The sequence below is a fragment of the Pseudomonas sp. S1(2024) genome (assembly GCF_046557535.1).
In genome coordinates this window covers 1-23,745 of sequence record NZ_JBKGFP010000132.1, presented here as the reverse complement: position 1 = coordinate 23,745, position 23,745 = coordinate 1, and the positions used below count along the sequence as shown (strand labels likewise).

Below are 23,745 nucleotides of genomic sequence, written 5' to 3'. Positions count from 1 at the left end.
GTACGCCCGCTCCCAAAGGGATCGCGCCAGCATTTAGAATTTGAGCAAGGCAGTTGCTCCCACAAAAGTGCTGCGCAGGCAGGTCATCCAGTGTCAGGGCGACCAGCCATCCATCAGGCATAAAAAAACCCCGCCGAGGCGGGGTTCTTCATGCAACCGGCATCAGCCCTTGTAGGCAGCAACCGATTTGGTGATCGCGGCGCGGGCGGCGTCAGCGCCTTCCCAGCCTTCGATCTTGACCCACTTGCCCTTCTCGAGATCTTTGTAGTTGGCAAAGAAGTGCTCGATCTGCTGGATCAGCAGGGCTGGCAGGTCGGTGTATTCCTTCACGTCGACGTACAGCTGCGACAGCTTGTCGTGAGGAACAGCGATGACCTTGGCGTCGCCGCCGCCGTCGTCGGTCATGTTCAGCACGCCGACCGGACGGGCGCGGATAACCGAACCTGGGGCTACCGGGTAAGGGGTAACGACCAGCACGTCCAGCGGATCACCGTCATCGGCCAGGGTGTTCGGGATGAAGCCGTAGTTGGCTGGGTAGAACATCGGGGTAGCCATGAAACGGTCGACGAACAGGGTATCGCTGTCCTTGTCGATCTCGTATTTGATCGGCGCGTGGTTGGCCGGGATCTCGATGGCGACGTAGATGTCGTTCGGCAGGTCTTTGCCCGCCGGAATCTTGCTGTAGCTCATTGGGCAGTGCCCCCGTGTTTGACCAAAAAAGTGGCGGCGATTATAGGCACATTCTGCATGGGCATGCCACGCCTGGCCTGATGTGCGGCCCCGTCAGGCGTGGCTTTCGCGGTATTCCGGGTGTTCGGCCTGCAGCCGGCACAGGCGCGCCAGCGGGTCTTGGCGGTAGAACAGCGACAACTGGCGGTAGACCTGTGGATAAGCCTGTTGCAGCAGGTCGGGAGCACTAAAGAAGTACTCGCTGGTTACGGCAAAGAATTCTGCGGGGTTCTCTGCGGCATATGGATCGATGGCGGTTTCGGCGTCGGGGTTGGCGTCCAGCTGGCGGTTGAGGTCGTCATAGGCCTGTTGCATGGCGGTTGCCCATTCATCCACGGGCATGCCGCTGTGCAGCGGCGGCAGGCCGTTGGCATCACCATTGAGCATGTCGAGCTTGTGCGCCAGTTCATGGATGACCAGGTTGTAGGCCTCCCAGCCACCACTGGCCAGCACGCCGCTCCAGGCGAGGATGATCGGGCCCTGCTGCCAGGCTTCGCCGCTGTGCTCACCGTCCCACACGTGCTCCACGCCACTGGCATCGCGGTGGCGCTGGGGGCTCTTGAAATCGTCGGGGTAGAGGATGATTTCGTGGAAACCCTGGTACCAGTTCAGCTCGCCCAGGTGCAGCAGCGGCAACTGCGCCTGGGCCGCCAGCAACAGGCGCTGCTCGTCATCCGGCTCGACGCCGGGCAGGCAGGTGAGGTGCTTGTCGAGCAGGAACAGGATGCAGGCTTCACGCAGCCAGCGATCCTCTTCGTCAGTGATGCCGTCCAGCATTGGCAGGCGCTCGCGCACGGCCTGCCATTGCTGGGGGGTGATGGGATAGCGCGCCAGGGTGCGCTTGCGCCGCCAGGCGCTGAACGACCACATCGGCAAGTTTCAGTGCGCTTTGGCCGTGCGGCCCAGACGGCCACGCAGCAGGCCGAGGATCATCGGTACCAGCGACAGGATGATGATGCCCACCACCATCAGCGACAGGTGCTGTTTGATGAATGGCACGTTGCCGAAGAAGTAGCCCAGGGTCACCAGGCCGCCGACCCACAGTAGCGAACCGGCGACGCTGAAACCGAGGAAGCGCGGGTAGTGCATGTGGGCGATGCCGGCGACGAACGGCGCAAAGGTGCGCAGGATGGGCAGGAAGCGCGCCATGGTCACGGTCTTGCCGCCGTGGCGTTCATAGAAGTCGTGGGTACGCTGCAGGTAGTCGCGACGGAAGATCTTCGAGTTGGGGTTGTTGAACAACCGCTCGCCCGTCGTGCGGCCGATCACATAGTTGGTGCTGTCGCCGAGGATCGCGGCGGCCATCAGCAGGCCGGCCAGCAGCAACGGGTCCATGCCGCCACCGGCGGCCACGGCGCCGGCAATGAACAGCAGCGAATCGCCAGGCAGGAAGGGCATGACCACCAGCCCGGTTTCACAGAAGATCACGGTGAAGAGGATGGCGTAGATCCAGGGACCGTAGTTGGTGACCAGCAGATCGAGGTAGGCATCGAGATGCAGGATAAGGTCCAGCGGGTTGAAATCCATGTACAGCACCTGTGTTCTTGGGCGTAGGCTCGGTTACCTGCGGATGGGTAAATTTTCACACACGACAGGTGGGCCATTATACGGCTAAGTCAGGATCATGCCCGGGGAGTTTGTAGCGGGGGGTTACGGCAGGGGGTATTCCTGTACCGGCCCTTTCGCGGGCATGCCCGCTCCCACAGGGATATCACTGCTTCCTAAGGCTGTGCTGTACCTGTGGGAGCGGGCGAGCCCGCGAAAGGGCCGGTACAGGTCAATCCTGGCTGATCGGCAGGATATAGCTCTTGAACTCGTTATCCTCACGAAACCCGATGGATTCGTAAGTCTTGTGCGCTACCTCATTGTCCGCGCTGGTCGACACCCGCATGCGCACGGCGTTGGTTTCCTTGGCCATTTTCTTCGCCTCGCGCATCAGGTGGTCGGCCACCAGCATGCGCCGCGAGTCCTCGGCCACGTAGATATCGTTGAGAATCCATACCCGCTTCAGCGACAGCGACGAGTAGCTCGGGTACAGCTGGCAGAAGCCCAGCAGCTTGCCGTCATCATCATCGGGTAGCGCCAGGTAGATCACCGACTCATCCCGCTTCAGGCGCTTTTCCAGGAAGCTGCGCGAACTGTCGGGGTAGGGTAGCTGCCCATAGAACTCGCGGTATTTGACGAACATCGGCGTAAGCAGATCGAGGTGTTCCAGGGTTGCCTTGATGATGCGCATGTGCGGCCCTCAGAGTCCATTAGGGGAAACAGCGGATTGCCAGCAGCTTTCAAAGGCATGCTGCCCAATGCTTGGCGCAAGTGCAATCCGCCTTCCGTGACATGTTTTTTATCCTTTGCCGAGCAGGAAGTTACCTTTCTGGCAGGTGCTGTTTTCGCTCTCCAGGCTATGGACCTCGGCCTCGTCCTTCAGATTCACCCCGGAAAGCTGGCGCCGGCAGGCTTCGCGCATCAAGTACAGCAAGCGGTGCGCCGCCATGCCATAACTCAGGCCCTCCAGGCGGATGTTGGAAATGCAGTTGCGGTAGGCATCGGTCAGGCCGATCTTTGGCGCATAGGTGAAGTACAGGCCAAGGCTGTCGGGCGAGCTGAGCCCCGGGCGTTCGCCGATCAGCATCACCGTCATCCGTGCGCCCAGCAGCTCACCAACCTCGTCGGCCACTGCCACGCGGCCCTGCTGCACCAGCACCACCGGGGCGCTGGTCCAGCCGTCGGCGGCGGCCTGTTCCTCGAAGCGCGCCAGGAACGGCAGGGTGTGGCGGTGCACGGCCAGCGCCGATAGGCCGTCAGCGACGACGATGGCCAGGTCGATCCCGCCGGGGTTGGCCTGGGCATGCTGGCGCAGCACGGCAACCGAATCTTCGCTCAGCCGTCGCCCCAGGTCCGGGCGTTGCAGGTACTGGTTGCGGTCGCTGGCGGCGCTGTGCAGCACCAGGCTTTCGCGCCCGCGGTCACTCAGCTGGGTAGCCAGGCCGGCATGGTCGAAGGCCAGGTGCACGGCATCGCGTGCCTGGGCGTGGGCAAACTGGAAGTCCAGCTGCGCACCGGTCGGCAGGCTGGTGCCGGTGCGGCCCAGGGCTATGCGCGCCGGGGTCAGGTTGCGCAGGGCCAGCCAAGGGTTGTCGGGGGTAGGCGTGCGGTGGTCCATGGTCATCCCTATGCAAGCTGTGCCAAGGCCTGGCGGAAGGCCGGCGGCAGGTTGTCACCAAAGCGCACCCGGCCATCGGCCTGGGTGAAGATGCCGGTGCGGGCCAGCCATGCCTCGAATTCCGGCCCGGGCTTCAGGCCCAGGGTCTGGCGTGCATACAGCGCGTCGTGGAACGAGGTGGTCTGGTAGTTGAGCATGATGTCGTCGGAGCCTGGGATGCCCATGATGAAGTTGATCCCGGCCACGCCCAGCAGGGTCAACAAGGTGTCCATGTCGTCCTGGTCGGCTTCGGCGTGGTTGGTGTAGCAAATGTCGCAACCCATCGGCACTCCCAGCAGCTTGCCGCAGAAGTGGTCTTCGAGGCCGGCGCGGATGATCTGCTTGCCGTTGTACAGGTATTCGGGGCCGATGAAACCGACCACCGTGTTGACCAGGAACGGTTTGAAGTGGCGGGCCACGGCATAGGCGCGGGTTTCACAGGTCTGCTGGTCGACGCCGTGGTGGGCGTTGGCCGACAGCGCGCTGCCCTGGCCGGTTTCGAAGTACATCAGGTTCTGCCCGAGGGTGCCGCGTTTCAGCGAAAGGCCTGCTTCGTAGCCTTCCTGCAGCACGTTCAGGTTGATGCCGAACCCGGCGTTGGCCGCTTCGGTGCCGGCGATGGACTGGAATACCAGGTCCAGTGGCACGCCACGGTTGATCGCCTCGATCGAGGTGGTGACGTGGGTCAGCACGCAGGCCTGGGTGGGGATGTCGTAGCGCTGGATGATGGCGTCGAGCATCTCCAGCAGGGCGCAGATCGAGGCGATGCTGTCGGTGGCCGGGTTGATGCCGATCATGGCGTCGCCGTTGCCGTACAGCAGGCCGTCGAGAATGCTGGCGGCGATGCCGGCCGGCTCGTCGGTCGGGTGGTTGGGCTGTAGCCGGGTCGACAGGCGCCCGCGCAGGCCCATGGTGCCACGGAACCGGGTGACCACGCGGATCTTCTGTGCCACCAGCACCAGGTCCTGCACGCGCATGATCTTCGACACCGCTGCAGCCATTTCTGGCGTCAGCCCGGGTGCCAGGCTGCGCAGGCTGTCCTCGTTGGCCTCTTCGCTCAGCAGCCAGTCGCGCAGGCCACCCACGGTCAGGTGGCTGACCGGGGCGAAGGCCTGGGCGTCGTGAGTGTCGATGATCAGGCGCGTGACTTCATCATCTTCGTAAGGGATCAGCGCTTCGTTGAGGAAATGCGTCAGCGGGATATTGGCCAGGGCCATCTGCGCGGCGACCCGTTCGCCATCATTGCTGGCCGCGACGCCCGCCAGGTAGTCCCCCGAGCGGGCGGGGCTGGCCTTGGCCATCACTTCCTTGAGGCTGTCGAAGCGGTAGACCAGGTGGCCGACCGTGTGTACGAAACTTGCCATACAGACTCTCCAGAGCCGCGGGTTGCCCCGCGGCGGGTGGCGGCGATCAGTGCAAGGCCTTTTCGGCCTTCTGGATCGCGGCGAATTCCTCTTCCGGTGTACCCGCGACCAGGTGGTGGCGGCTGTAGAAAGCAAAGTAGGCAATTAATACCGCATAGATCACTGCGGCGCCAATCACCACCCGTGGGTCTACCAGGAAACCGGCGACCACAGCGATGCAGGCCAGTACCAGTGCCAGGCCCGAGGTGAAGATGCCACCAGGGGTGCGGTATGGGCGCTCCATCTTCGGCCGACGGATGCGCAGGGTGATGTGCGCGGCCATCATCAGCACGTACGACAGGGTAGCGCCGAACACCGCCACCAGGATCAGCAGGTCACCTTGGCCAGTCAGCGACAGGGCAAAGCCAATGATCCCGGGGATGATCAAGGCCAGTACCGGGGCCTTGCTCTTGTTGGTTTCCGACAGCTTGCGCGGCAGGTAACCGGCGCGGGACAGGGCGAAGATCTGCCGGGAGTAGGCGTAGATGATCGAGAAGAAGCTGGCGATCAGCCCGGCCAGGCCGACCAGGTTGACGAAGCCGCCCATCCAGGTGCTACCGCCGTAGGCTTTGGACAATGCTTCCACCAGCGGGTTGCCGGACGCTTTCAGTGCTTCGGAGCCTGCGCCGCCAGGGCCGACCACCAGGATCAGCAGGGCGAAGGCCAGCAACACCAGCATGGCGCCGATCAGGCCGCGTGGCAGGTCACGCTTGGGGTTCTTGGTTTCTTCGGCAGCCAGCGGCACGCCCTCTACGGCAAGGAAGAACCAGATGGCATAGGGGATGGCCGCCCACACGCCAACATAACCGAACGGCAGGAAGCTGCTGGCGCCCACAGCGTCCGTTTTGGCGATGTCGAACAGGTTGGCTGCATCAAAATGGGGCACCATGCTCACCAGGAACACGGCCAGAGCGATGGCTGCGATGGCGGTGATGATGAACATCAGCTTCAACGCCTCACCCACGCCAAAGATGTGGATGCCGATGAACACGATGTAGAACGCCAGGTAGATCATCCAGCCGCCGATGCCGAACAGTGACTGGCAGTAGGCGCCGATGAACACGGCGATGGCGGCGGGGGCGATAGCGTACTCGATGAGGATCGCCGTGCCGGTGAGGAAGCCGCCCCAGGGGCCGAAGGCGCTGCGGGCAAAGCCGTAGCCGCCGCCTGCGGTGGGGATCATCGACGACAGCTCGGCCAGCGAGAAGCACATGCACAGGTACATGGTGGCCATCAGCAGGGTGGCGAGGAACATGCCGCCCCAGCCGCCCTGGGCCAGGCCGAAGTTCCAGCCGGCATAGTCGCCGGAGATGACGTAGGCCACGCCCAGGCCGACCAGCAGGACCCAGCCGGCGGCGCCTTTTTTCAATTCACGTTGCTGGAAATAGTCCGAGCCAACTTTTTCGAAGTCGACGGAAGAGCCTGCCGGCGAGCCGGCGGAATGATCGCTTGGCATAGATTCACCTGTTGTTTTTCTTGGTGGCCGGACGGGTTCCGGGCCGATGGTGATGGGTACTGCAGGAAGCGAGCCAGAGCGGTTGGTGCTCTGGATATTGTGTTTGCAGGTCCGGCCTCATCGCCGGCAAGCCGGCTCCCACAGGTACTGCACAGGTCTGGAATCCCCTGCGATCCCTGTGGGAGCTGGCTTGCCGGCGATGGGCTGCAAAGCAGCCCCGAGGCCATCCCAGGTTTAGAAGAAGCCCAACGGATTGATGTCGTAGCTCACCAGCAGGTTCTTGGTCTGCTGATAGTGGTCAAGCATCATCTTGTGCGTCTCACGCCCGACCCCCGACTTCTTGTAGCCACCGAACGCGGCATGCGCCGGGTACAGGTGGTAGCAGTTGGTCCACACGCGGCCAGCCTTGATCCCACGGCCCATGCGGTAGGCACGGTTGATGTCGCGGGTCCACACGCCGGCACCCAGGCCGAACTCGGTGTCGTTGGCGATTGCCAGGGCTTCGGCTTCGTCCTTGAAGGTGGTGACGCTGACCACCGGGCCGAAGATTTCTTCCTGGAACACGCGCATCTTGTTGTTGCCCTTGAGCAGGGTCGGCTGGATGTAGTAACCGGTGGCCAGCGAGCCCTCCAGTTTTTCGACCTTGCCGCCGGTCAGCAACTCGGCGCCTTCCTTCTGGGCGATGTCGAGGTACGACAGGATCTTCTCGAACTGCTGTTGCGAGGCCTGGGCGCCGACCATGGTGTCGGTGTCCAGCGGGTCGCCGCGCTTGATCTGCAGCACCTTCTTCATCACCACTTCCATGAACTGCGGGTAGATCGACTCCTGCACCAGTGCCCGTGACGGGCAGGTGCATACCTCGCCCTGGTTGAAGAACGCCAGCACCATGCCTTCGGCCGCCTTCTCGATGAAGCTTGGCTCGGCTTGCATGATGTCTTCGAAATACACGTTCGGTGACTTGCCGCCCAGTTCGACGGTGGACGGGATGATGTTCTCGGCGGCGCATTTCATGATGTGCGAGCCAACCGGGGTCGAGCCGGTGAAGGCGATCTTGGCGATGCGCTTGCTGGTGGCCAGTGCTTCACCGGCTTCGCGGCCAAAGCCTTGCACCACGTTGAGCACGCCTTTTGGCAGCAGGTCACCGATCACTTCCAGCAGCACGGTGATGCCCAGCGGGGTCTGTTCGGCCGGCTTGAGCACCACGCAGTTGCCGGCGGCCAGTGCCGGGGCAAGCTTCCAGGCGGCCATCAGGATCGGGAAGTTCCACGGGATGATCTGCCCGACCACGCCCAGCGGCTCGTGGATGTGGTACGCCACGGTGCCTTCGTTGATTTCCGCGGCGCCGCCTTCCTGGGCGCGGATGCAGCCAGCGAAGTAGCGGAAGTGGTCGACCGCCAGCGGAATGTCGGCATTTAGGGTTTCGCGGATCGGCTTGCCGTTGTCCCAGGTTTCGGTAATGGCCAGCAGTTCGAGGTTCTGCTCGATACGGTCGGCGATCTTCAGCAGAACGTTGGAGCGGTCCTGCACTGAAGTGCGGCCCCAGGCGTCGGCCGCAGCGTGGGCTGCATCCAGGGCTTTATCGATGTCTTCGGCAGTGGAGCGAGGGAATTCAGCGATCAGCTTGCCATTCACCGGGGAGGTATTTTCGAAGTACTGCCCCTTTACCGGAGGAACGAACTCACCACCGATGTAGTTGCCGTAGCGGCTCTTGAAGGAAACCTTCGCGCCTTCGGTACCGGGATGTGCGTAACGCATGGTGTGTCTCCTGGCTATTGTGTTTGTTAGGGAGTTGGAAAGCGTAGAGCAAAGGTTGGGCCAGCGTTTCGAGCGCCAGGAAAATCAATGACTTGGCTCGGTTCTTTGGGCCTGGCCCACGATCTCTGTGCCAGCGCCGGTACGCGCGGGGGTGACACTTTGTGCCATTTGCGACACGTAACCGGAGGGTGCATTGCAAAGCCTTCCCGGGTGGAGGATGCTGGCGGGACTCTCTATCTGCGGAGAACTACAACAATGCAGAGCAATCATTTCAGTCGCCATGCCCAGCAAGTCCATACCGTCGCCCATGGTGGGGCCGGAGAGGGTGGCAGTGACCCGTCCATCGCCCGCTCCTGGCTGCGCTGCCTGGAGGACTACCACCTCGACCCGTCGGTGATCGAGGCTCCGGTGGTGCTCGAGCATGGGCGCCTGCTGGAAAGCCGCGAGCGCCTGCGCCAGGTGCTGCAGATTGCCGACCATGAAATGAACAGCCTGCACCAGCAGCTTTCCGGGGCCGGCCATGCGGTGCTGCTGACCGATGCCCGTGGGGTGATCCTCAATTGCGTCAGCGCGCCGACCGAGCGGCGCAGCTTCGAGCGTGCCGGGCTGTGGCTGGGCGCTGACTGGAGCGAGGCGCGCGAGGGCACCAACGGCATCGGCACCTGCCTGGTCGAGCGCCAGGCGCTGACCATCCACCAGAACGAGCACTTCCGTGGCCGCCACACCGGCCTGACCTGCTCGGCCAGCCCGGTGTTCGACCCGCATGGCGAGTTGCTTGCAGTGCTGGATGTGTCTTCGGCGCGGCCCGACGTTTCCCGGCAGAGCCAGTTCCACACCATGGCTTTGGTCAACCTGTCGGCGAAGATGATCGAAAGCTGCTACTTCCTGCGCCATTTCGAACAGCAATGGCTGCTGCGTTTTCACCTGCAGGCCGAGTCGGTCGGCCTGTTCAGCGAAGGCCTGCTGGCGTTCGACGGTGACGGGCGCATCTGCGCCGCCAACCAGAGTGCGCTGAACCTGCTGGGCACGGTGCGTGGTGGCGTGCTGGGCAAACCGCTGGAACGCTTTTTCGCTTGCAGCCACGACGAACTGTTCAGCCGCGCCACGCCCAGCGGCAGCACGGCCTGGCCGCTGCATACCCTGGACGGGCGCCAGGTGTTCGCCAGCCTGCGTGGCCAGGCGCGCGCACCGGTGTGGTCGGTACCAGCCGCCCAGCCGCGGCCCACGCGGGAAGTGGAGCCGCTTATCTGCCTGCTCGACCCCGCCTTGCAAAACGACTTCCGCCGCAGCGTGCGGGTGTTCGAGCGCGATGTGCCGCTGTTGCTGCGCGGCGAGACCGGCTGTGGCAAGGAGGCTTTTGCCCAGGCCGTGCACCAGGCCAGCGAGCGGCGCGGCAAGCCGTTCGTCGCCATCAACTGCGCCTCGATCCCGGAAAGCCTGATCGAGAGCGAACTGTTCGGCTATCGCGGCGGCAGCTTTACCGGTGCACGCAAGGAAGGCATGCGCGGCAAGCTGCTGCAGGCCGATGGCGGCACCTTGCTGCTGGACGAGATTGGCGACATGCCACTGGCCCTGCAAACCCGCCTGCTGCGCGTGCTGGAGGAGCGCCAGGTGGTGCCGATCGGTGGCGAGCCGCAGGCGGTCGACGTGCGCATTGTCAGCGCTACTCACCGTGACCTGCTGGAACGGGTGGAGCAGGGCAGTTTCCGCGAGGACCTGTATTACCGGCTGAATGGCCTGGAAGTGGCATTGCCTGCGGTGCGCGAGCGCAGTGACAAGGCGCAGTTGCTGGACTTTCTGCTGCGTCAGGAGGCGCAGGGAGAACCGATCGATATCGAGCCCAGGGCGCGGCAGGCACTGCTCGACTTCGCCTGGCCGGGCAACGTGCGGCAGATGCGCAACGTGCTGCGTACCCTGGTGGCACTTTGCGAAGACTCTCGCATCGTGTTCCCGGATCTCCCAGCCATTGTTCGCGAGGGCTTCGCCCTCGATCGCCGGCAAGCCAGCTCCCACCTCGATCGCAGTGGCTTCAGGCCATGTGCAATCCCTGTGGGAGCCGGCTTGCCGGCGATAGGGCCAGAGCAGGTAGCACAAGACAGTTGCTCCCTCAGGGTGAATGGGGCTTTCGAAGCTGGCGCTATACCCGTGGGAGCTGGCTTGCCGGCGACAGGGTCTGCCGCATTGGAGGACGCCGAGCGCCATGCGCTGTTGGCGACCCTGGAGGCAAAACACTGGCACCTCACCCGTGTCGCCGAGCACTTGGGCATCAGCCGCAATACCTTGTATCGAAAACTGCGCAAACACGGCATCACCAGGGCCGACTGAGCGAAACATCTGGTGCGATTTGTCGCGCCCTGGGCTACCCTGCCTCGATGTTTTGCGAGGTCGACCATGCATATTCACATTCTCGGTATTTGCGGCACTTTCATGGGCTCGCTGGCGGTGCTGGCCAAGGAACTTGGCCACCGCGTCACCGGCTCGGACGCCAACGTCTATCCCCCGATGAGCACCCAGCTTGAAGCCCAGGGCATCGAGCTGACCCAAGGCTATGACCCGGCCCAGCTGGACCCGGCGCCAGATCTGGTGGTCATCGGCAACGCCATGTCGCGTGGCAACCCGGCGGTGGAGTACGTGCTGAACAAGGGCCTGCCCTATGTTTCCGGCCCGCAGTGGTTGGCCGACCACGTGTTGCAGGGCCGCTGGGTGCTGGCCGTTGCCGGTACCCACGGCAAGACCACTACCAGCAGCATGCTGGCCTGGGTGCTGGAACACGCTGGCATGAGCCCGGGCTTCCTGATTGGCGGTGTGCCGCAGAACTTCTCGGTGTCGGCGCGCCTTGGCGATACGCCGTTCTTCGTGGTCGAAGCCGACGAGTACGACAGCGCCTTCTTCGACAAGCGCTCGAAGTTCGTCCACTACCACCCGCGCACGGCGATCCTCAACAACCTTGAGTTCGACCATGCGGACATCTTCCCCGACCTGGCCTCGATCGAGCGGCAGTTCCACCACCTGGTGCGCACCATCCCTAGCGAAGGCCTGGTCATCCATCCCACCACCGAGCAGGCGCTGGAGCGAGTGATCGGTATGGGTTGCTGGACCCCGGTGCAGACCACCGGTGAAGGAGGCCAGTGGCAAGCCCGTCTGCTCAGCCCCGACGGCTCGCGCTTCGAAGTGCTGTTCGACGGCGAAGCGCAGGGCGTGGTGGACTGGGCGCTGACTGGCCAGCACAACGTCGCCAACGCCCTGGCTACCCTCGCAGCGGCGCGCCATGTAGGCGTGGTGCCAGCCATGGGCATCGAAGGCCTGAGCGCCTTCAAGAGCGTCAAGCGGCGTATGGAGAAGGTTGCCGAAGTGCAGGGCGTGACCATCTACGATGACTTCGCCCACCACCCGACCGCCATCGCCACCACCCTAGACGGCCTGCGCAAGCGCGTTGGCGAAGCCCCGGTGATCGCCGTGATCGAGCCGCGCTCCAACTCGATGAAGCTCGGTGCCCACCGTGACGGCCTGCCGGAAAGCGTCAACGACGCCGACCAGGTGATCTGGTACGCCCCGGCCAACCTTGGCTGGGACCTGGCTGCCACCGCCGCGCAATGCAAAGTGCCCAGCGTGGTGGCCGACAGCCTCGAAGCGATCATCGAGCGGGTCAAGGGCCAGGCCCGCCCAGGTACCCATGTGGTGATCATGAGCAACGGCGGCTTCGGCGGCCTGCACGGCAAGCTGGCCGAGGCACTGAAGTGAGCGGGCCGGAACGCATCACCCTGGCCATGACGGGCGCCTCTGGTGCCCAGTATGGCCTGCGCCTGCTCGACTGCCTGGTGCGTGAGGACCGCGAGGTGCACTTCCTGATCTCCAAGGCCGCGCAACTGGTGATGGCCACCGAGACGGACGTGGTGCTGCCGGCCAAGCCACAGGCGATGCAGGCCTTCCTCACCGAATATACCGGCGCTGCCGACGGGCAGATCCGCGTGTATGGCAAGGAAGACTGGATGTCGCCGGTGGCCTCGGGCTCCGGCGCCCCGGCGGCAATGGTCGTGGTGCCCTGTTCCACCGGCACGTTGTCGGCGATTGCCACCGGTGCCTGCAACAACCTGATCGAACGTGCTGCTGACGTTACCCTCAAGGAGCGCCGCCAACTGATCCTGGTGCCGCGCGAGGCGCCGTTCTCCACCATCCACCTGGAGAACATGCTCAAGCTGTCGCAGATGGGCGCGGTGATCCTGCCGGCGGCGCCGGGCTTTTATCACCAGCCGCAGACCATCGACGACCTGGTCGACTTCGTGGTGGCGCGCATTCTCAACCTGCTGAACATTCCCCAGGACATGTTGCCGCGCTGGGGTGAGCACCACTTCGGGGTGGATGATTGAAGCGAGCGCTGGTGGGCTTGCTGGCGCTGGTGCTGCTCGGTGGCTGCGCCACGGTGCGCACGCTGGATGCCAACAAACCCGGGGCACCGGTGGTGTATGCCGGTACCCGGCTGGACTTGTATGTGATCAATGGCGGGTGCTGCCCGCGGGATCGTTACGGGGCTGAGGCGCCAGCGTATCCGGGGCTGGACCTGCCGGGTAGCATGTTGCTCGATACCTTGTTGCTGCCGTTGTCGTTGCTGACAGCGGCCGGTGTAGGCTTCCAGGCCACTGGTGGCCTGTAAGGGCCCTTTCGCGGGTAAACCCGCTCCTACAGGATCTGTGTAATCTTCTTGTGATCACTGTGCCTGTGGGAGCGGGCGTGCCCGCGAAGAGGCCATCACAAGTGAAGCCTACTTCTTGCCCAACCTGCGCAACTCATCCGACTCCACAATCCGCACCCCGTCCTCTTCCTCCAGCGCCAGCCGCCACAGCGCCCGGGCCAAGGTACAAGCCTCGATCCCCCGATACTTCCCGGGGATCAGCCTGGCAAACGGCGAAGCCAACTGTTCGCCGAGCCGCGGCTCGACCCGCTCACCCAGCAGCAACGACGGCCGCACGATGGTCAGCTGCGGCCAATCCTGAGCCTTGAGTGCCTCCTCCATCTCACCCTTGACCCGGTTGTAGAAAATCGACGATTTCGGGTCGGCGCCCAATGCACTGACCACCAGCAGATGCCGCGCGCCCAACTCCCGGGCACGCTTGCTGAAAGCCACCACCATGTCCAGGTCCACCGCGCGGAAGGCCGATTCGGAACCGGCCTGCTTCAGCGTGGTGCCCAGGCAGCAATAGGCGATATCGACCCGCCCACCCAGTTGTGGAAGGAACACAGCCGGGTCGCCTACCGGGTTTTCCAGGTGCGGGTGCTCGGCCAATGGCCGGCGGGTAGGCGCCAGTACGCGAGTGATGGTGGGCTCGTTGAGCAGGCGGTCGAGCAGGTGTTCACCTGTCAGACCCGTGGCACCGGCAAGCAGGACATGCTGAGGCGTCAAATACATGATGTCTCTCCCTTGTTACACACAAGCTTAGTGGCTGCCGGGCGTTTGCGCCTGTTCCCCCACGTTGGCCTGTGCGGCGTTACGCAATGCTTCTTCGGCCTGTTGCCGGCGCAGGTGCTGCCAGTGCTCAAGCACCTTCGGCGGCGCCCACAGCTGCGGTTCGGAGGCCTCGAAACCTTCCCTTTGTTCTCTTTCGGCAACGCTGGCGCGCGCCAGTTCAAACGCCTGTTTCAGGTCGTCGGTCTGGTTCAGCGCTTCGGCGAACAAGGCATCGCCGAAATAGGTGAAATCGGCTTCTTCCGAGCAACCGAAAGACACGCGGTCGGCCCGGGCGGCGGTCATGATCAGCGTGCGCTCATCTTTGAGCGGCGTGATGTAGCCCCCTGAATAGCAGGCGGATATGACAATCACCTTGTCGCGGTTCTTCAGCGGTGCCAGCGCGCTCGCCAGCTCGTCGGCAGACAGATCGGCCAGCTGCAGGCGCGGTTGGTCGAGTACCAGCTGATGGTCCTGGCTGCCATGACTGGTGAGATAGATGAACACCAGGTCTTCGGGGCCGCTGCGCTCGGCCAGGGTGCGGGCGGCGCGGGTCAGGTTTTCGCGTGTGGCCATGGCTCGGGTGGTCATGTGGTCGCGGTGGTTGACCAGGGTCACCTGGCCACTGGCGCCAAAGCGCACCTTGAGCATGTTGCTGACATAGTCGGCTTCGCGCATGAACACGCTCTGCTGGCCATCGCCGGCCACCACCAGGCTGTATAGCTGAACTGGTGGCGCCGAGCGCGGTACCCGGGCCAGCGCTTCATCCAGCAAACGGCCCTGGTTGAGCAGCGCCAGGTCCAGCGGGTCGGGCAGCAGCTTGCCGTTCTGGTCGCGTACGCGCACGCCGTTGCTCCAGGTGCCACTTTCGACCTTGCCGTTGGCCAGGATCAGCCGGCCCTGGCCGTGGTAGGCATCGTTGAGAAAGCCACCGATGTACTTGCTGCCGTCGGCCAGCTGCAGGCTGCCCTGGCCCGACAGGCGCCAGTCGGCGAAGGTGCCTTTGTAGTGGCTGCCATCGCTGCCCAGCAGTTCGCCTTCGCCAACCAGCGAGCCGTCCTTGAATTCGCCGATCCACACATCACCATCGGCATTTTCGTAGCGGCCACGGCCTTCCAGGCGGTTGTCCTTGAACTCGCCGATGTACTGCTCGCCGTCAACGCTGTCGTAGGTGCCGCTGCCTTCCAGCTGGCCATTGATGAAGTGGCCGCTGAACTGGTTGCCGCTGGCATCGCTGCGCACCCCGGCGCCGTTGGGCTTGCCCTTGGCGAACAGGCCCTGGTAGCGGCTGCCGTCGGCCAGTTCCAGCTCGCCGGCGCCTTCGTACAGGTCGTCCTTGAACTGGCCGCGGTAGGTCTGGTCGGCTTGCTTGAGGGTGCCTTCGCCGTCGCGGCGGCCGTGGCTGAAGGTGCCGGCATAGTGGCTGCCCGGGGTAGTCAGCTCGCCCAGCCCCTGGAACAGCCCTGCGGCGAACTGGCCGCGATACACCTCGCCGTTGCGGCCGTGCCATTCGCCCTGGCCGTGCCATTGGCCGTCCTTGAAGGTACCGGCGTACCAGCTGCCGTTGGGGTAGTCGATCCGGCCCTCGCCTTGCAACAGGCCATCGACCACCTGCCCCCGGTACCGCCCACCGTCAGGCAGGCGTGCGTCCGGCGGGAGCAGCGATTCGCCATCGCCGCAGGCGGCGAGCAGCAGGACCAGGGTGACGGGGAGCAGTGAACGCATGGCGAGAACCGGGCAATAGGTCTGCCGAGTATGACGCAGAATGGGATCCTGAAACAGCGAACGCATGTGCTGGCGCAGCTCTCGAGCCTGCACTGCATCCAAAAGCTGGCACGGAACCTGTGGGAGCGGGCGTGCCCGCGAACACCGGCGAAGCCGGTGCCATGTACCGTGTGGCTTTCTTCGTGGGTGAACCCGCTCCCACAGGTATTGCGGTGACCTTCAGCTTTGCGCAATACCTGTGGGAGCGGCTTTAGCCGCGAACACCGGCGAAGCCGGTGCCATCCACCGAGTTGCCTGATTCGCGGGCACGCCCGCTCCCACAGGTTACGTGTTGCCTTTGAGGTGCAATCAGCGCACGCCCGGCGACACGATGATCTTAACGTTCTCCTCCTTGTTGTTGACCAATTCCTCGAAGCCCAGCTCGACAATCTGCTCCAGCCCGATCCGCCCGGTCACCAGCGGGCCAATGTCCAGCCTGCCGTCAGCGATGAAGGCAATCACATCTGCAAACTCGCCGTTGTACGCCAACGCTCCCAGCACCTGCTTTTCGGTGGATACCAGTTCGAAGAAGTTGAACTCGCTAGGCTCCTCGAATATCCCCACCAACACGCACTTGCCCGCCTTGCGGATGGTGTCGATGGCCAGCTTGGCCGTGTGCTTGTTGCCGATGCATTCAAAACTCACATCCGCGCCCAGCCCGGCAGTGAGCTTGCGGATTTCCACCAGGGCGTCGCACTGGCTGGGGTCCAGCACCACGCTGGCGCCAACCTCTTTGGCCTTGGCCTTGCGCGCCGAGGACATTTCCAGGGCGATTACCTGCGCCGCGCCAGCCGCCTTGGCACACATGATGGTGCACAAACCGATGGTGCCGGCTCCAACTACCACCACCGTCTGGCCAAGCAGGCTGCCGGCCTTCTTTACCGCATGCATGCCCACCGCCAGCGGTTCGATAAGCGCCCCGGCCTCTGCCGGGAAACCCTGCGGTAGCCGATACAGCAGGTTGGCGGGCACGTTGACCAGTTCGGCAAAGGCGCCGTTGTTCATCAGGCCGGTGAAGGCCAGGCGCTCGCAGATGTTGTACAGGCCGTGGGTGCAGTAGTAGCAGGTGCCGCAATGCTGGCAGGCGTCCGCAGCCACCGGGTCACCGACGACAAAACCTTCCACGCCTTCACCCAGCTTGGCGATCTGGCCGCAGAACTCGTGGCCGAGGATGCACTGGCCCTGGATGCCGGTCAGCGGGTGCGGTGCCTCCACCGGGATGAATACCGGGCCAGCGACGTATTCGTGCAGGTCGGAGCCGCAGATGCCGCACCAGTCCACCTTGATCTGCACCCAGCCGGGCGCAGGGTCGGCCGGCAGGGGCACCTGTTCGACGCGAATATCATTGCGGCCATGCCAGACGGCGGCGCGCATGTGGGTGTGGCTCAGGTCGTTCATTGTTGTTCTCCAGGCTCACGGAAAGGGCTTAGTGCTTGCGCAGGAACGCGACCAGTTGCTGGTTGACCTGTTCGGCCGCCTCCATTTGCACCATATGGCCAGCCTCGGGCAGCACCAGCACTTCAGCCTCCAGCCCTTCGGCATGGCTGGCCGGGATGATCGCGTCCTTGCCGCCCCACACCACCAGGGCCGGGTGTTGTCCCAGCACCCCGCGCAGGTCGTGGCGCTGCCGGTCGCCGTCGGCGATGTCCGATGCCAACAGGCGCAACGCGTCGTCCACGCCTTCCAGTCGCTTGAACTTGAGCATGTCCTCCAGCATCTGCCGCGTTACCAGTACGGGGTCGGCAAACAGCTGTACCATCTGCGGTTTGAGGGCATTGCGGTTGGCGGCAGCGACGAAGCCTTGCAGGTACTGTCCGTTGATCTCCTCGCCCAGCCCGGCACTGGCCACCAGGCTCAGGCTGGCCACCCGTTGCGGCGCCAGGCGCGCCACGTTCAGGCTGACCGCGCCGCCCATGGAGTGGCCGGCCAGGTGGGCCTTGGCGATGTCCAGGTGGTCGAGCAGGGCCAGCACGGCTTCGCTCAACTCATCCAGGTCGCCCCGTTGCAGGGCCTTGGCCGACTCGCCATGGCCCGGCAGGTCGAGGGCGATTACCCGTCGCTCGGCAGCCAGCGCCGGGTGGTTGAACAGCCAGTTGTTAAGGTCGCCACCAAAACCGTGCACCAGCACCAGCGGCGTGCCGCCTTCACCCAGCTCGAACCAGCGCAACTGCCGGCCAGCCACTTCAGCCTTCTGTGGCGCCGGCCCTTGGGCTTGGTCGGCGCCACCCTCGGCGACGAACTCGGCCTGGAAGCGCTGCACCACGGCATCGATTTCGGCTTCTTCGGCTTCGCCTTCCACCACCACCGCCAGCAGGGCTCCGACCGGCAGGGTTTCATCAGGCCTGGCCACCTGACGGCGCAACACACCGCTGAACGGGGCTTCGACGCTGCTGCTGATCTTGTCGGTCTCGACGTCCAGCACCTCGTCGCCCTTGTTGATTTCGTCACCTTCCTGTTTCAGCCAGGTATCCACCCGGCCCTCGGTCATCGACAGGCCCCACTTGGGCATGGTCAGCGTATGGATCTGGCTCATGCGGCACTCCTTGCGGCTTCGATCACTTTGCGTACCGCAGCCTCGATCTTCGCCGCGTCAGGGATGTACAGGTCTTCCAGTGCATCGGAGAACGGCACAGGAGTATGCGGGGCGGTGACCATTTCGATCGGGCCCTTGAGCGCGCCGAAGGCCTTCTGTGCCACCAGCGCGCTGATGTCGGTGGCCATGGAGCAACGCGGGTTGGCTTCGTCGATCACCACCAGGCGGCCGGTCTTTTCAACGCTTTCCAGGATGCTGTCCTCATCCAGCGGGCTGGTGGTGCGCAGGTCCAGCACCTCGCAGTCGATACCCTGGCGGGCCAGGTTGTTGGCGGCCTCCAGCGCCACATGCACCATGCGGCCATAGGTGACCAGGGTCACGTCGTCGCCATCACGCAGGAAGTTGGCCTCACCGAACGGTACGGTGTACACCTCTTCCGGCACCTCTCCCTGCATGCTGTAGAGCAGCTTGTGCTCGCAGAAGATCACCGGGTCGTTGTCGCGGATCGCCTGTATCAACAGGCCCTTGGCATCGTACGGCGAGGACGGGCAGACCACCTTCAGGCCGGGAATGTGCGTCCACAGCGAGGTGAGCATCTGCGAGTGCTGGGCCGCCGCGCGCAGGCCGGCGCCGTACATGGTGCGCATCACCAGCGGGGTGACCGCCTTGCCGCCGAACATGTAGCGGAACTTGGCGGCCTGGTTGAGGATTTGGTCCAGGCAGCAGCCGGCGAAGTCGACGAACATCAGCTCGCACACCGGGCGCAGGCCCTGGGTGGCAGCACCGACGGCGGCGCCGACGTAGCCGATTTCCGACAGCGGGGCGTCGAGCACGCGCCCCGGGAACTGGTGGTAAAGGCCCTTGGTCACGCCCAGCACGCCACCCCAGGCATCATCTTCGCCGGGGGCACCGGCGCCGCCGGCAACGTCTTCGCCAATGATGAACACCGTGTTGTCGCGGCGCATTTCCTGGGCCAGGGCTTCGTTGATGGCCTGCTGGTAGCTGATCTTTCTTGCCATGGTGATTCTCCTGTTGTTCTTGTAATCCGCGGCTCAGGGGTAGGCGACGTAGACGTCGGTGAGCAGGTCGGCGGGCTGTGGCTTGGGATCGGACTTGGCGCGGCGCACGGCGTCTTCGATCAGGTCCTCGACGCGGGCGTCGATGGCGTCCAGTTGCGCAGCCGTGAGCAGGCCGGCGCGGGTGGTCTTGTTGCGGAACTGCATGAGGCAGTCGCGGGATTCGCGCAGGTTCTTCACCTCGTCCGGGGCGCGGTAGGTTTGTGCATCGCCTTCGAAATGGCCGTAGTAGCGGCTGAGCTTGACCTCGATCAGCGACGGGCCTTGCCCGGAACGCGCACGATCGATGGCAGCGCCGGCGGCCTCGTACACGGCAAAGAAGTCGAAACCGTCGATGGTGACACCGGGCATGCCGAACCCGGCCGCGCGATCGGCGATATGGTCGCAGGCAACCGACCAGGTCGAGGCGGTGGCTTCGGCGTAGCCGTTGTTCTCGGCCACGAAGATGCACGGCAGGTTCATGATCGAGGCCATGTTCATGGCTTCGAACACGGCGCCTTCGTTGGAAGCGCCATCGCCGAAGAAGGCCACCGATACATCGTCGCGGCCTTTGATCTTGGCCGCCAGCGCCGCCCCGGCCACCAGCGGAGCGCCGGCACCGACGATGCCGTTGGCGCCGAGCATGCCTTTTTCCAGGTCGGCGATGTGCATCGAACCGCCCTTGCCGCCGCACACGCCGGTCTTTTTGCCGTAGATTTCGGCCATCATGCCGTACACGTCCACACCCTTGGCGATGCAGTGGCCGTGGCCGCGGTGGGTCGAGGCGATACAGTCGCTATCGCGCAGGTGGGCCATGACTCCGGCGGCGGAAGCCTCTTCGCCGGCATACAGGTGCACGAAGCCAGGGATCTCGCCGGTGGCGAACTCGACGTGCAGGCGTTCTTCGAAGGCACGGATGGTGCGCATCACTTCATAGGCATGCAGCAGTTGTTCGGTACTGAGTTGATTGGACATCTTGTTGTTCTCCGGGGTTGTCTCAACACGGGTTTGCAGGGTGCAGCCGATGGCCACGGGGCACGGCCAGCAAGTGATGGCGGGCGGCGTGCGCCAGTACGGCCTCGACGTCCACGCTCAATGGGCCTTGGTGGTCGAGGGTGATGGTGGGGCTGTCATGCTCGGCGAATTCGATTTCGCGCTCGCCGTCCAGCGCCAGGGTGCCGCTGGCCAGGCTCAGGCGATGGGCTACGCCGGGCGTCAGGGCGCCGCTGGCGGTGATGCCGCAGCCTTGCAGCAGGCCGGGTGCCAGTGGTGCGAGCAGCGCTTGTTCGGCACCGGGGTTCAGGCGTACCCAGGCACCGTGCGGGTCCTGCCGCGAGACCGGGCACCACAGGCCGCACAGGGCCGAGAGGCCGATGGCATGGGGTTCGGCGAAACACGCGAAGACTTCGCAAAGGTCTTCGCTGCGGCTCAGTGCCCGAGCGCCGATGAAGCGCTGAGGCGACACCGCCACCTCCACCAGTGCCCATTCGGCAAGCTGTTGTTCGGGCACCTTCACCAGCAGGCGCTTGTTGCGGCGCAGGCCGATGCTGGCTGGTACCCGTCCGCTGGCAAGCAGGCCGCCGGCCAGGCCGGCGCTGGTGGCCTCGCGCAGTTCGGGGAAGGCATTGTTGGTGCCGGTGGACAAGGTCAGCAGCGGCACGTCCCCGGCCTCGGCAGCGACTGCCTTGTGGGTGCCGTCGCCGCCAAGCACGGCGATCATCGACACACCGCGCTCGACCATTTGGCGGGTGGCCAGGCGGGTATCGGCAACGGTCTGGGTCAGCGGCAGGTCGAGGATTTCGATGGCCGGCCAGTGCTGGTCATGGGCGACCGGGCCCTGGCTGGCCTTGAGCACGGCAGCGGCGATGCCGGTCATGTCGCTGGGCAGCAGCACCTGGCCGATGCCGGTAGCACCGAAGGCAGCGAGCAGGCGCTGGATCGCCGATGCCTTGTCGGTACTCGAATAGAGCCCGGCATTGGCAGTCAGGCGGCGCAGGTCGCGGCCAGAGGCAGGGTTGGCAATGATGCCGACAGTTGGGGCGGGTAGCGGCATGGCGCACCTCGTTTCTTGTTTGCCAGTGCCGGAGCAAGCGCGGTGCCAGTTTTCCTTGGGTTGGCTGAAATCACCGGGGCAGAGCGGTTTCGTTGCGCTCTGGCCGGAACGTATGGCCGGGCTGGCGAGACGCCGGGTGCCAGCTGAGGTATGGCATGGCCGAGACGCTGAGACGCTGCGTCTCAAGCCGGCCGGTAATCACGCAGTGCTTGTCGGGGCATGCCTGGAAGCGCTTAATGGCCGGACAACGATAAAAACAGCAACGAGAACCGGAGGGCCTGAATGCTTGCCGCGAACTCCCGAGCCCATGTCGACTGCGTCAGCAGGGTGCTGAAGAATGCCGACCGCCTGCCGCAGGCGCCGGTGCCACCGCTGATCCTCGATTCATGGCGCCGTTCCATGGAGCTGTACCGCCTCGATCCCGGGTCCCAGCAGGGGCCGCGCATCCTGTCCCAAAGCCTGCTCAACGAGTGCCGTGAGCGCGCCGAACTGTTCCTGCGTATCGCCAGCGATGCCGTGGCCCGCCTGCATGAGCGGGTGCGCGGTGCCGACTACTGCGTGCTGCTCACCGACGCCCTGGGGCGCACCATCGATTACCGGGTCGAGTCGGCCATCCGCAACGACTGCCGCAAGGCCGGGCTGTACCTGGGCACCTGCTGGTCGGAGGGCGAGGAGGGCACCTGCGGCGTGGCGGCGGTGTTGACCAGCAAGGCGCCGGTCACGGTGCACAAGCGCGACCACTTCCGCGCCGCGTTCATTGGCCTGACCTGTACGGCGGCACCGGTCTTCGACCCGCTGGGCGAGTTGCTGGGCGTGGTGGATGTCTCGGCCTTGCAGTCGCCGGACGACCGCCGCAGCCAGCACCTGATCCGCCAATTGGTCGAGCAGACTGCGCGCGAGATCGAAAATGCCTTCTTCATGCACAGTGCCCAGGGCCATTGGGTAATGCGTGCCCATGGCACGCCGGGCTATGTGGAAAGCCAGCCCGACTACCTGCTGGCCTGGGATGGCGATGGCCGTCTGCAGGCGATCAACAGCCTGGCGCGCCAGCGCCTGGTGGAGCATCTGGGGCGTTTGCCCGAGCACATTGGCGAGCTGTTCGACATGGATCAGCTGCGCCGCGTGAACGCATCGTCTGCGCAACGCCTGCCGGGCCTGGGTGGGCTGTACGGCCGGGTCAGCGCCCCCCGCCAGCGCCAGCGTGCGCAGCCGTTGCGCCAGGCCCAGGACGCCCGTATCGAGCAGCATCTGCGGCTGGCCACGCGGGTCAAGGACTGCAATCTGGCGGTGCTTGTGCAAGGCGAGACGGGGGCTGGCAAAGAGGTGTTCGCCCGCCAGCTGCATCAGCAAAGCCTGCGTCGCGATGGCCCGTTCGTCACCCTGAACTGCGCGGCCATCCCGGAAAGCCTGATCGAGAGCGAGCTGTTCGGCTATGTGGCCGGGGCCTTCACCGGGGCTTCCAGCAAAGGTATGCAGGGGCTGTTGCAGCAGGCCGATGGCGGCACGCTGTTCCTCGACGAAATCGGTGACATGCCGCTGAACCTGCAAACCCGGTTGCTGCGCGTGCTGGCGGAGGGTGAAGTGGCGCCGCTGGGCGCGGCGCGGCGGGAGCGGGTGGATATCCAGGTGATTTGCGCGACCCACCGCGATTTGGCGGCGATGGTGGAGGATGGGCGTTTTCGCGAGGATCTTTACTTCCGCCTGGCCAATGCCCGCTTCGAATTGCCGCCGCTGCGCGAGCGTGAGGACCGCTTGGGGTTGATTCACCAGTTGCTGGCCGAGGAAGCCGAGGCCTGCGGAGTCGAGGTGGTGTTGGCGGATGATGCGCTGCAGGCGCTGCTGGTTTACCGCTGGCCGGGGAATTTGCGCCAGCTGCGGCAGGTGTTGCGCTATGCCTGTGCGGTGAGCGATGACGGGCGGGTGCAGGTGCAGGACCTGCCGCAGGAGGTGCGCGGCGAGATGGTCGCTTCGGCAGAAAGCAGCATGTCCTGTCCGGCCCGGCAGTTGCTGCTGGATGCGCTGATCCGCCATCGCTGGAAGCCGGCCGATGCGGCGCGGGCTCTGGGAATATCGCGGGCAACCTTGTACCGGCGGGTGCATGAGCACCACATCGAGATGCCGCGGATGAAGGGGTAGGACCCGGGGGCTGCTTTGCAGCCCAATCGCCGGCAAGCCAGCTCCCACCTCGACCGCATAGACCTCAAGCCGTGTGCAATCCCTGTGGGAGCTGGCTTGCCGGCGATGAGGCCCTGACAGGCAATAAAAAACCCCGGAACAAGTCCGGGGTTTTCAGTACATCACACTACGCGATCACTCCTGGCTCCCACCTCGACCGCATAGACCTCAAGCCGTGTG

Annotated in this window: 20 protein-coding genes; 5 read left to right on the top strand and 15 right to left on the bottom strand. The window is 64.6% G+C overall.

The window, feature by feature from the left end:
* Window positions 1–162: 162 nt before the first annotated feature.
* From ppa to ACLCGK_RS31585, 8 genes are all read right to left on the bottom strand, one after another.
* Entirely contained in the window at window positions 163–690 is a 528-nt protein-coding gene (ppa, locus tag ACLCGK_RS31620) for an inorganic diphosphatase (protein ID WP_003255365.1), read from the bottom strand.
* 93 nt (window positions 691–783) lie between these two features.
* Entirely contained in the window at window positions 784–1,599 is an 816-nt protein-coding gene (locus tag ACLCGK_RS31615; protein WP_013970691.1) for a zinc-dependent peptidase, read from the bottom strand.
* A 9-nt stretch (window positions 1,600–1,608) separates the two neighbouring features.
* Window positions 1,609–2,256: a DedA family protein gene (locus ACLCGK_RS31610; RefSeq protein ID WP_015268798.1), complete on the bottom strand. Its 648-nt coding sequence runs from the start codon at window positions 2,254–2,256 to the stop codon at window positions 1,609–1,611.
* A 250-nt stretch (window positions 2,257–2,506) separates the two neighbouring features.
* The gene (locus tag ACLCGK_RS31605) at window positions 2,507–2,965 is read right to left on the bottom strand and encodes a GNAT family N-acetyltransferase (RefSeq protein WP_003257044.1); all 459 of its coding nucleotides are present in this window, start codon (window positions 2,963–2,965) and stop codon (window positions 2,507–2,509) included.
* 108 nt (window positions 2,966–3,073) lie between these two features.
* Entirely contained in the window at window positions 3,074–3,892 is an 819-nt protein-coding gene (gene eutC / locus ACLCGK_RS31600; RefSeq protein ID WP_410953616.1) for an ethanolamine ammonia-lyase subunit EutC, read from the bottom strand.
* 8 nt (window positions 3,893–3,900) lie between these two features.
* Window positions 3,901–5,295, bottom strand: coding sequence for an ethanolamine ammonia-lyase subunit EutB (locus tag ACLCGK_RS31595; protein WP_013970694.1), 1,395 nt, complete (start codon window positions 5,293–5,295; stop codon window positions 3,901–3,903).
* Window positions 5,296–5,341: 46 nt separating this feature from the next.
* Complete coding sequence (gene eat / locus ACLCGK_RS31590; RefSeq protein WP_410953615.1) at window positions 5,342–6,790, bottom strand: ethanolamine permease; 1,449 nt, start codon at window positions 6,788–6,790, stop codon at window positions 5,342–5,344.
* 234 nt (window positions 6,791–7,024) lie between these two features.
* The gene (locus tag ACLCGK_RS31585; RefSeq protein WP_025337551.1) at window positions 7,025–8,545 is read right to left on the bottom strand and encodes an aldehyde dehydrogenase family protein; all 1,521 of its coding nucleotides are present in this window, start codon (window positions 8,543–8,545) and stop codon (window positions 7,025–7,027) included.
* Window positions 8,546–8,800: 255 nt separating this feature from the next.
* Here ACLCGK_RS31585 and ACLCGK_RS31580 point away from each other — a divergent pair, with 255 nt between their 5' ends.
* The 4 genes from ACLCGK_RS31580 to ACLCGK_RS31565 all read left to right on the top strand — a co-directional run bounded on the left by ACLCGK_RS31580 (window position 8,801) and on the right by ACLCGK_RS31565 (window position 13,196).
* Window positions 8,801–10,870: a sigma-54-dependent Fis family transcriptional regulator gene (locus tag ACLCGK_RS31580; RefSeq protein WP_410953614.1), complete on the top strand. Its 2,070-nt coding sequence runs from the start codon at window positions 8,801–8,803 to the stop codon at window positions 10,868–10,870.
* A 66-nt stretch (window positions 10,871–10,936) separates the two neighbouring features.
* Window positions 10,937–12,286 carry a UDP-N-acetylmuramate:L-alanyl-gamma-D-glutamyl-meso-diaminopimelate ligase gene (gene mpl / locus ACLCGK_RS31575; protein WP_015268803.1) on the top strand — a complete coding sequence of 450 codons (1,350 nt, stop codon included), beginning with the start codon at window positions 10,937–10,939 and terminating at the stop codon, window positions 12,284–12,286.
* Entirely contained in the window at window positions 12,283–12,912 is a 630-nt protein-coding gene (gene ubiX / locus ACLCGK_RS31570; protein WP_013970698.1) for a flavin prenyltransferase UbiX, read from the top strand. Before mpl ends, ubiX begins: the two co-directional genes overlap by 4 nt.
* Window positions 12,909–13,196, top strand: coding sequence for a YceK/YidQ family lipoprotein (locus tag ACLCGK_RS31565; protein WP_015268804.1), 288 nt, complete (start codon window positions 12,909–12,911; stop codon window positions 13,194–13,196). Before ubiX ends, ACLCGK_RS31565 begins: the two co-directional genes overlap by 4 nt.
* Before the next feature lie 108 nt (window positions 13,197–13,304).
* Here ACLCGK_RS31565 and ACLCGK_RS31560 read toward each other — a convergent pair whose 3' ends face one another.
* The 7 genes from ACLCGK_RS31560 to ACLCGK_RS31530 form a co-directional block, all read right to left on the bottom strand.
* The gene (locus ACLCGK_RS31560) at window positions 13,305–13,949 is read right to left on the bottom strand and encodes an oxidoreductase (protein WP_013970700.1); all 645 of its coding nucleotides are present in this window, start codon (window positions 13,947–13,949) and stop codon (window positions 13,305–13,307) included.
* Window positions 13,950–13,976: 27 nt separating this feature from the next.
* A complete protein-coding gene (locus tag ACLCGK_RS31555) occupies window positions 13,977–15,710 on the bottom strand; it encodes a C13 family peptidase (protein WP_061551858.1) in 1,734 nt (577 codons plus the stop codon).
* Between the two features lie 348 nt (window positions 15,711–16,058).
* Window positions 16,059–17,123, bottom strand: coding sequence for a 2,3-butanediol dehydrogenase (locus ACLCGK_RS31550; protein ID WP_410953622.1), 1,065 nt, complete (start codon window positions 17,121–17,123; stop codon window positions 16,059–16,061).
* A gap of 52 nt (window positions 17,124–17,175) precedes the next feature.
* The gene (locus ACLCGK_RS31545; protein WP_410953613.1) at window positions 17,176–18,282 is read right to left on the bottom strand and encodes an acetoin dehydrogenase dihydrolipoyllysine-residue acetyltransferase subunit; all 1,107 of its coding nucleotides are present in this window, start codon (window positions 18,280–18,282) and stop codon (window positions 17,176–17,178) included.
* On the bottom strand, window positions 18,279–19,301 hold the full coding sequence (locus ACLCGK_RS31540) for an alpha-ketoacid dehydrogenase subunit beta (protein ID WP_013970705.1): 1,023 nt from the start codon (window positions 19,299–19,301) through the stop codon (window positions 18,279–18,281). The genes ACLCGK_RS31545 and ACLCGK_RS31540 overlap by 4 nt, the downstream gene beginning before the upstream one ends.
* Before the next feature lie 33 nt (window positions 19,302–19,334).
* A complete protein-coding gene (locus ACLCGK_RS31535; protein WP_410953612.1) occupies window positions 19,335–20,312 on the bottom strand; it encodes a thiamine pyrophosphate-dependent dehydrogenase E1 component subunit alpha in 978 nt (325 codons plus the stop codon).
* 22 nt (window positions 20,313–20,334) lie between these two features.
* Window positions 20,335–21,390, bottom strand: coding sequence for an ATP-NAD kinase family protein (locus ACLCGK_RS31530; protein ID WP_410953611.1), 1,056 nt, complete (start codon window positions 21,388–21,390; stop codon window positions 20,335–20,337).
* Between the two features lie 282 nt (window positions 21,391–21,672).
* Between ACLCGK_RS31530 and ACLCGK_RS31525 the strand changes: the two genes are divergently transcribed.
* Window positions 21,673–23,526: a sigma-54-dependent Fis family transcriptional regulator gene (locus tag ACLCGK_RS31525; protein ID WP_410953610.1), complete on the top strand. Its 1,854-nt coding sequence runs from the start codon at window positions 21,673–21,675 to the stop codon at window positions 23,524–23,526.
* Window positions 23,527–23,745 lie beyond the last annotated feature (219 nt).

Coding starts and splice junctions, on each gene's coding strand:
- ppa (WP_003255365.1), bottom strand. CDS start 690: ATGAGCTACAGCAAGATTCCGGCGGGCAAAGACCTGCCGAACGACATC.
- ACLCGK_RS31615 (WP_013970691.1), bottom strand. CDS start 1,599: ATGTGGTCGTTCAGCGCCTGGCGGCGCAAGCGCACCCTGGCGCGCTAT.
- ACLCGK_RS31610 (WP_015268798.1), bottom strand. CDS start 2,256: ATGGATTTCAACCCGCTGGACCTTATCCTGCATCTCGATGCCTACCTC.
- ACLCGK_RS31605 (WP_003257044.1), bottom strand. CDS start 2,965: ATGCGCATCATCAAGGCAACCCTGGAACACCTCGATCTGCTTACGCCG.
- eutC (WP_410953616.1), bottom strand. CDS start 3,892: ATGGACCACCGCACGCCTACCCCCGACAACCCTTGGCTGGCCCTGCGC.
- ACLCGK_RS31595 (WP_013970694.1), bottom strand. CDS start 5,295: ATGGCAAGTTTCGTACACACGGTCGGCCACCTGGTCTACCGCTTCGAC.
- eat (WP_410953615.1), bottom strand. CDS start 6,790: ATGCCAAGCGATCATTCCGCCGGCTCGCCGGCAGGCTCTTCCGTCGAC.
- ACLCGK_RS31585 (WP_025337551.1), bottom strand. CDS start 8,545: ATGCGTTACGCACATCCCGGTACCGAAGGCGCGAAGGTTTCCTTCAAG.
- ACLCGK_RS31580 (WP_410953614.1), top strand. CDS start 8,801: ATGCAGAGCAATCATTTCAGTCGCCATGCCCAGCAAGTCCATACCGTC.
- mpl (WP_015268803.1), top strand. CDS start 10,937: ATGCATATTCACATTCTCGGTATTTGCGGCACTTTCATGGGCTCGCTG.
- ACLCGK_RS31560 (WP_013970700.1), bottom strand. CDS start 13,949: ATGTATTTGACGCCTCAGCATGTCCTGCTTGCCGGTGCCACGGGTCTG.
- ACLCGK_RS31555 (WP_061551858.1), bottom strand. CDS start 15,710: ATGCGTTCACTGCTCCCCGTCACCCTGGTCCTGCTGCTCGCCGCCTGC.
- ACLCGK_RS31550 (WP_410953622.1), bottom strand. CDS start 17,123: ATGCGCGCCGCCGTCTGGCATGGCCGCAATGATATTCGCGTCGAACAG.
- ACLCGK_RS31545 (WP_410953613.1), bottom strand. CDS start 18,282: ATGAGCCAGATCCATACGCTGACCATGCCCAAGTGGGGCCTGTCGATG.
- ACLCGK_RS31540 (WP_013970705.1), bottom strand. CDS start 19,301: ATGGCAAGAAAGATCAGCTACCAGCAGGCCATCAACGAAGCCCTGGCC.
- ACLCGK_RS31535 (WP_410953612.1), bottom strand. CDS start 20,312: ATGTCCAATCAACTCAGTACCGAACAACTGCTGCATGCCTATGAAGTG.
- ACLCGK_RS31530 (WP_410953611.1), bottom strand. CDS start 21,390: ATGCCGCTACCCGCCCCAACTGTCGGCATCATTGCCAACCCTGCCTCT.
- ACLCGK_RS31525 (WP_410953610.1), top strand. CDS start 21,673: ATGCTTGCCGCGAACTCCCGAGCCCATGTCGACTGCGTCAGCAGGGTG.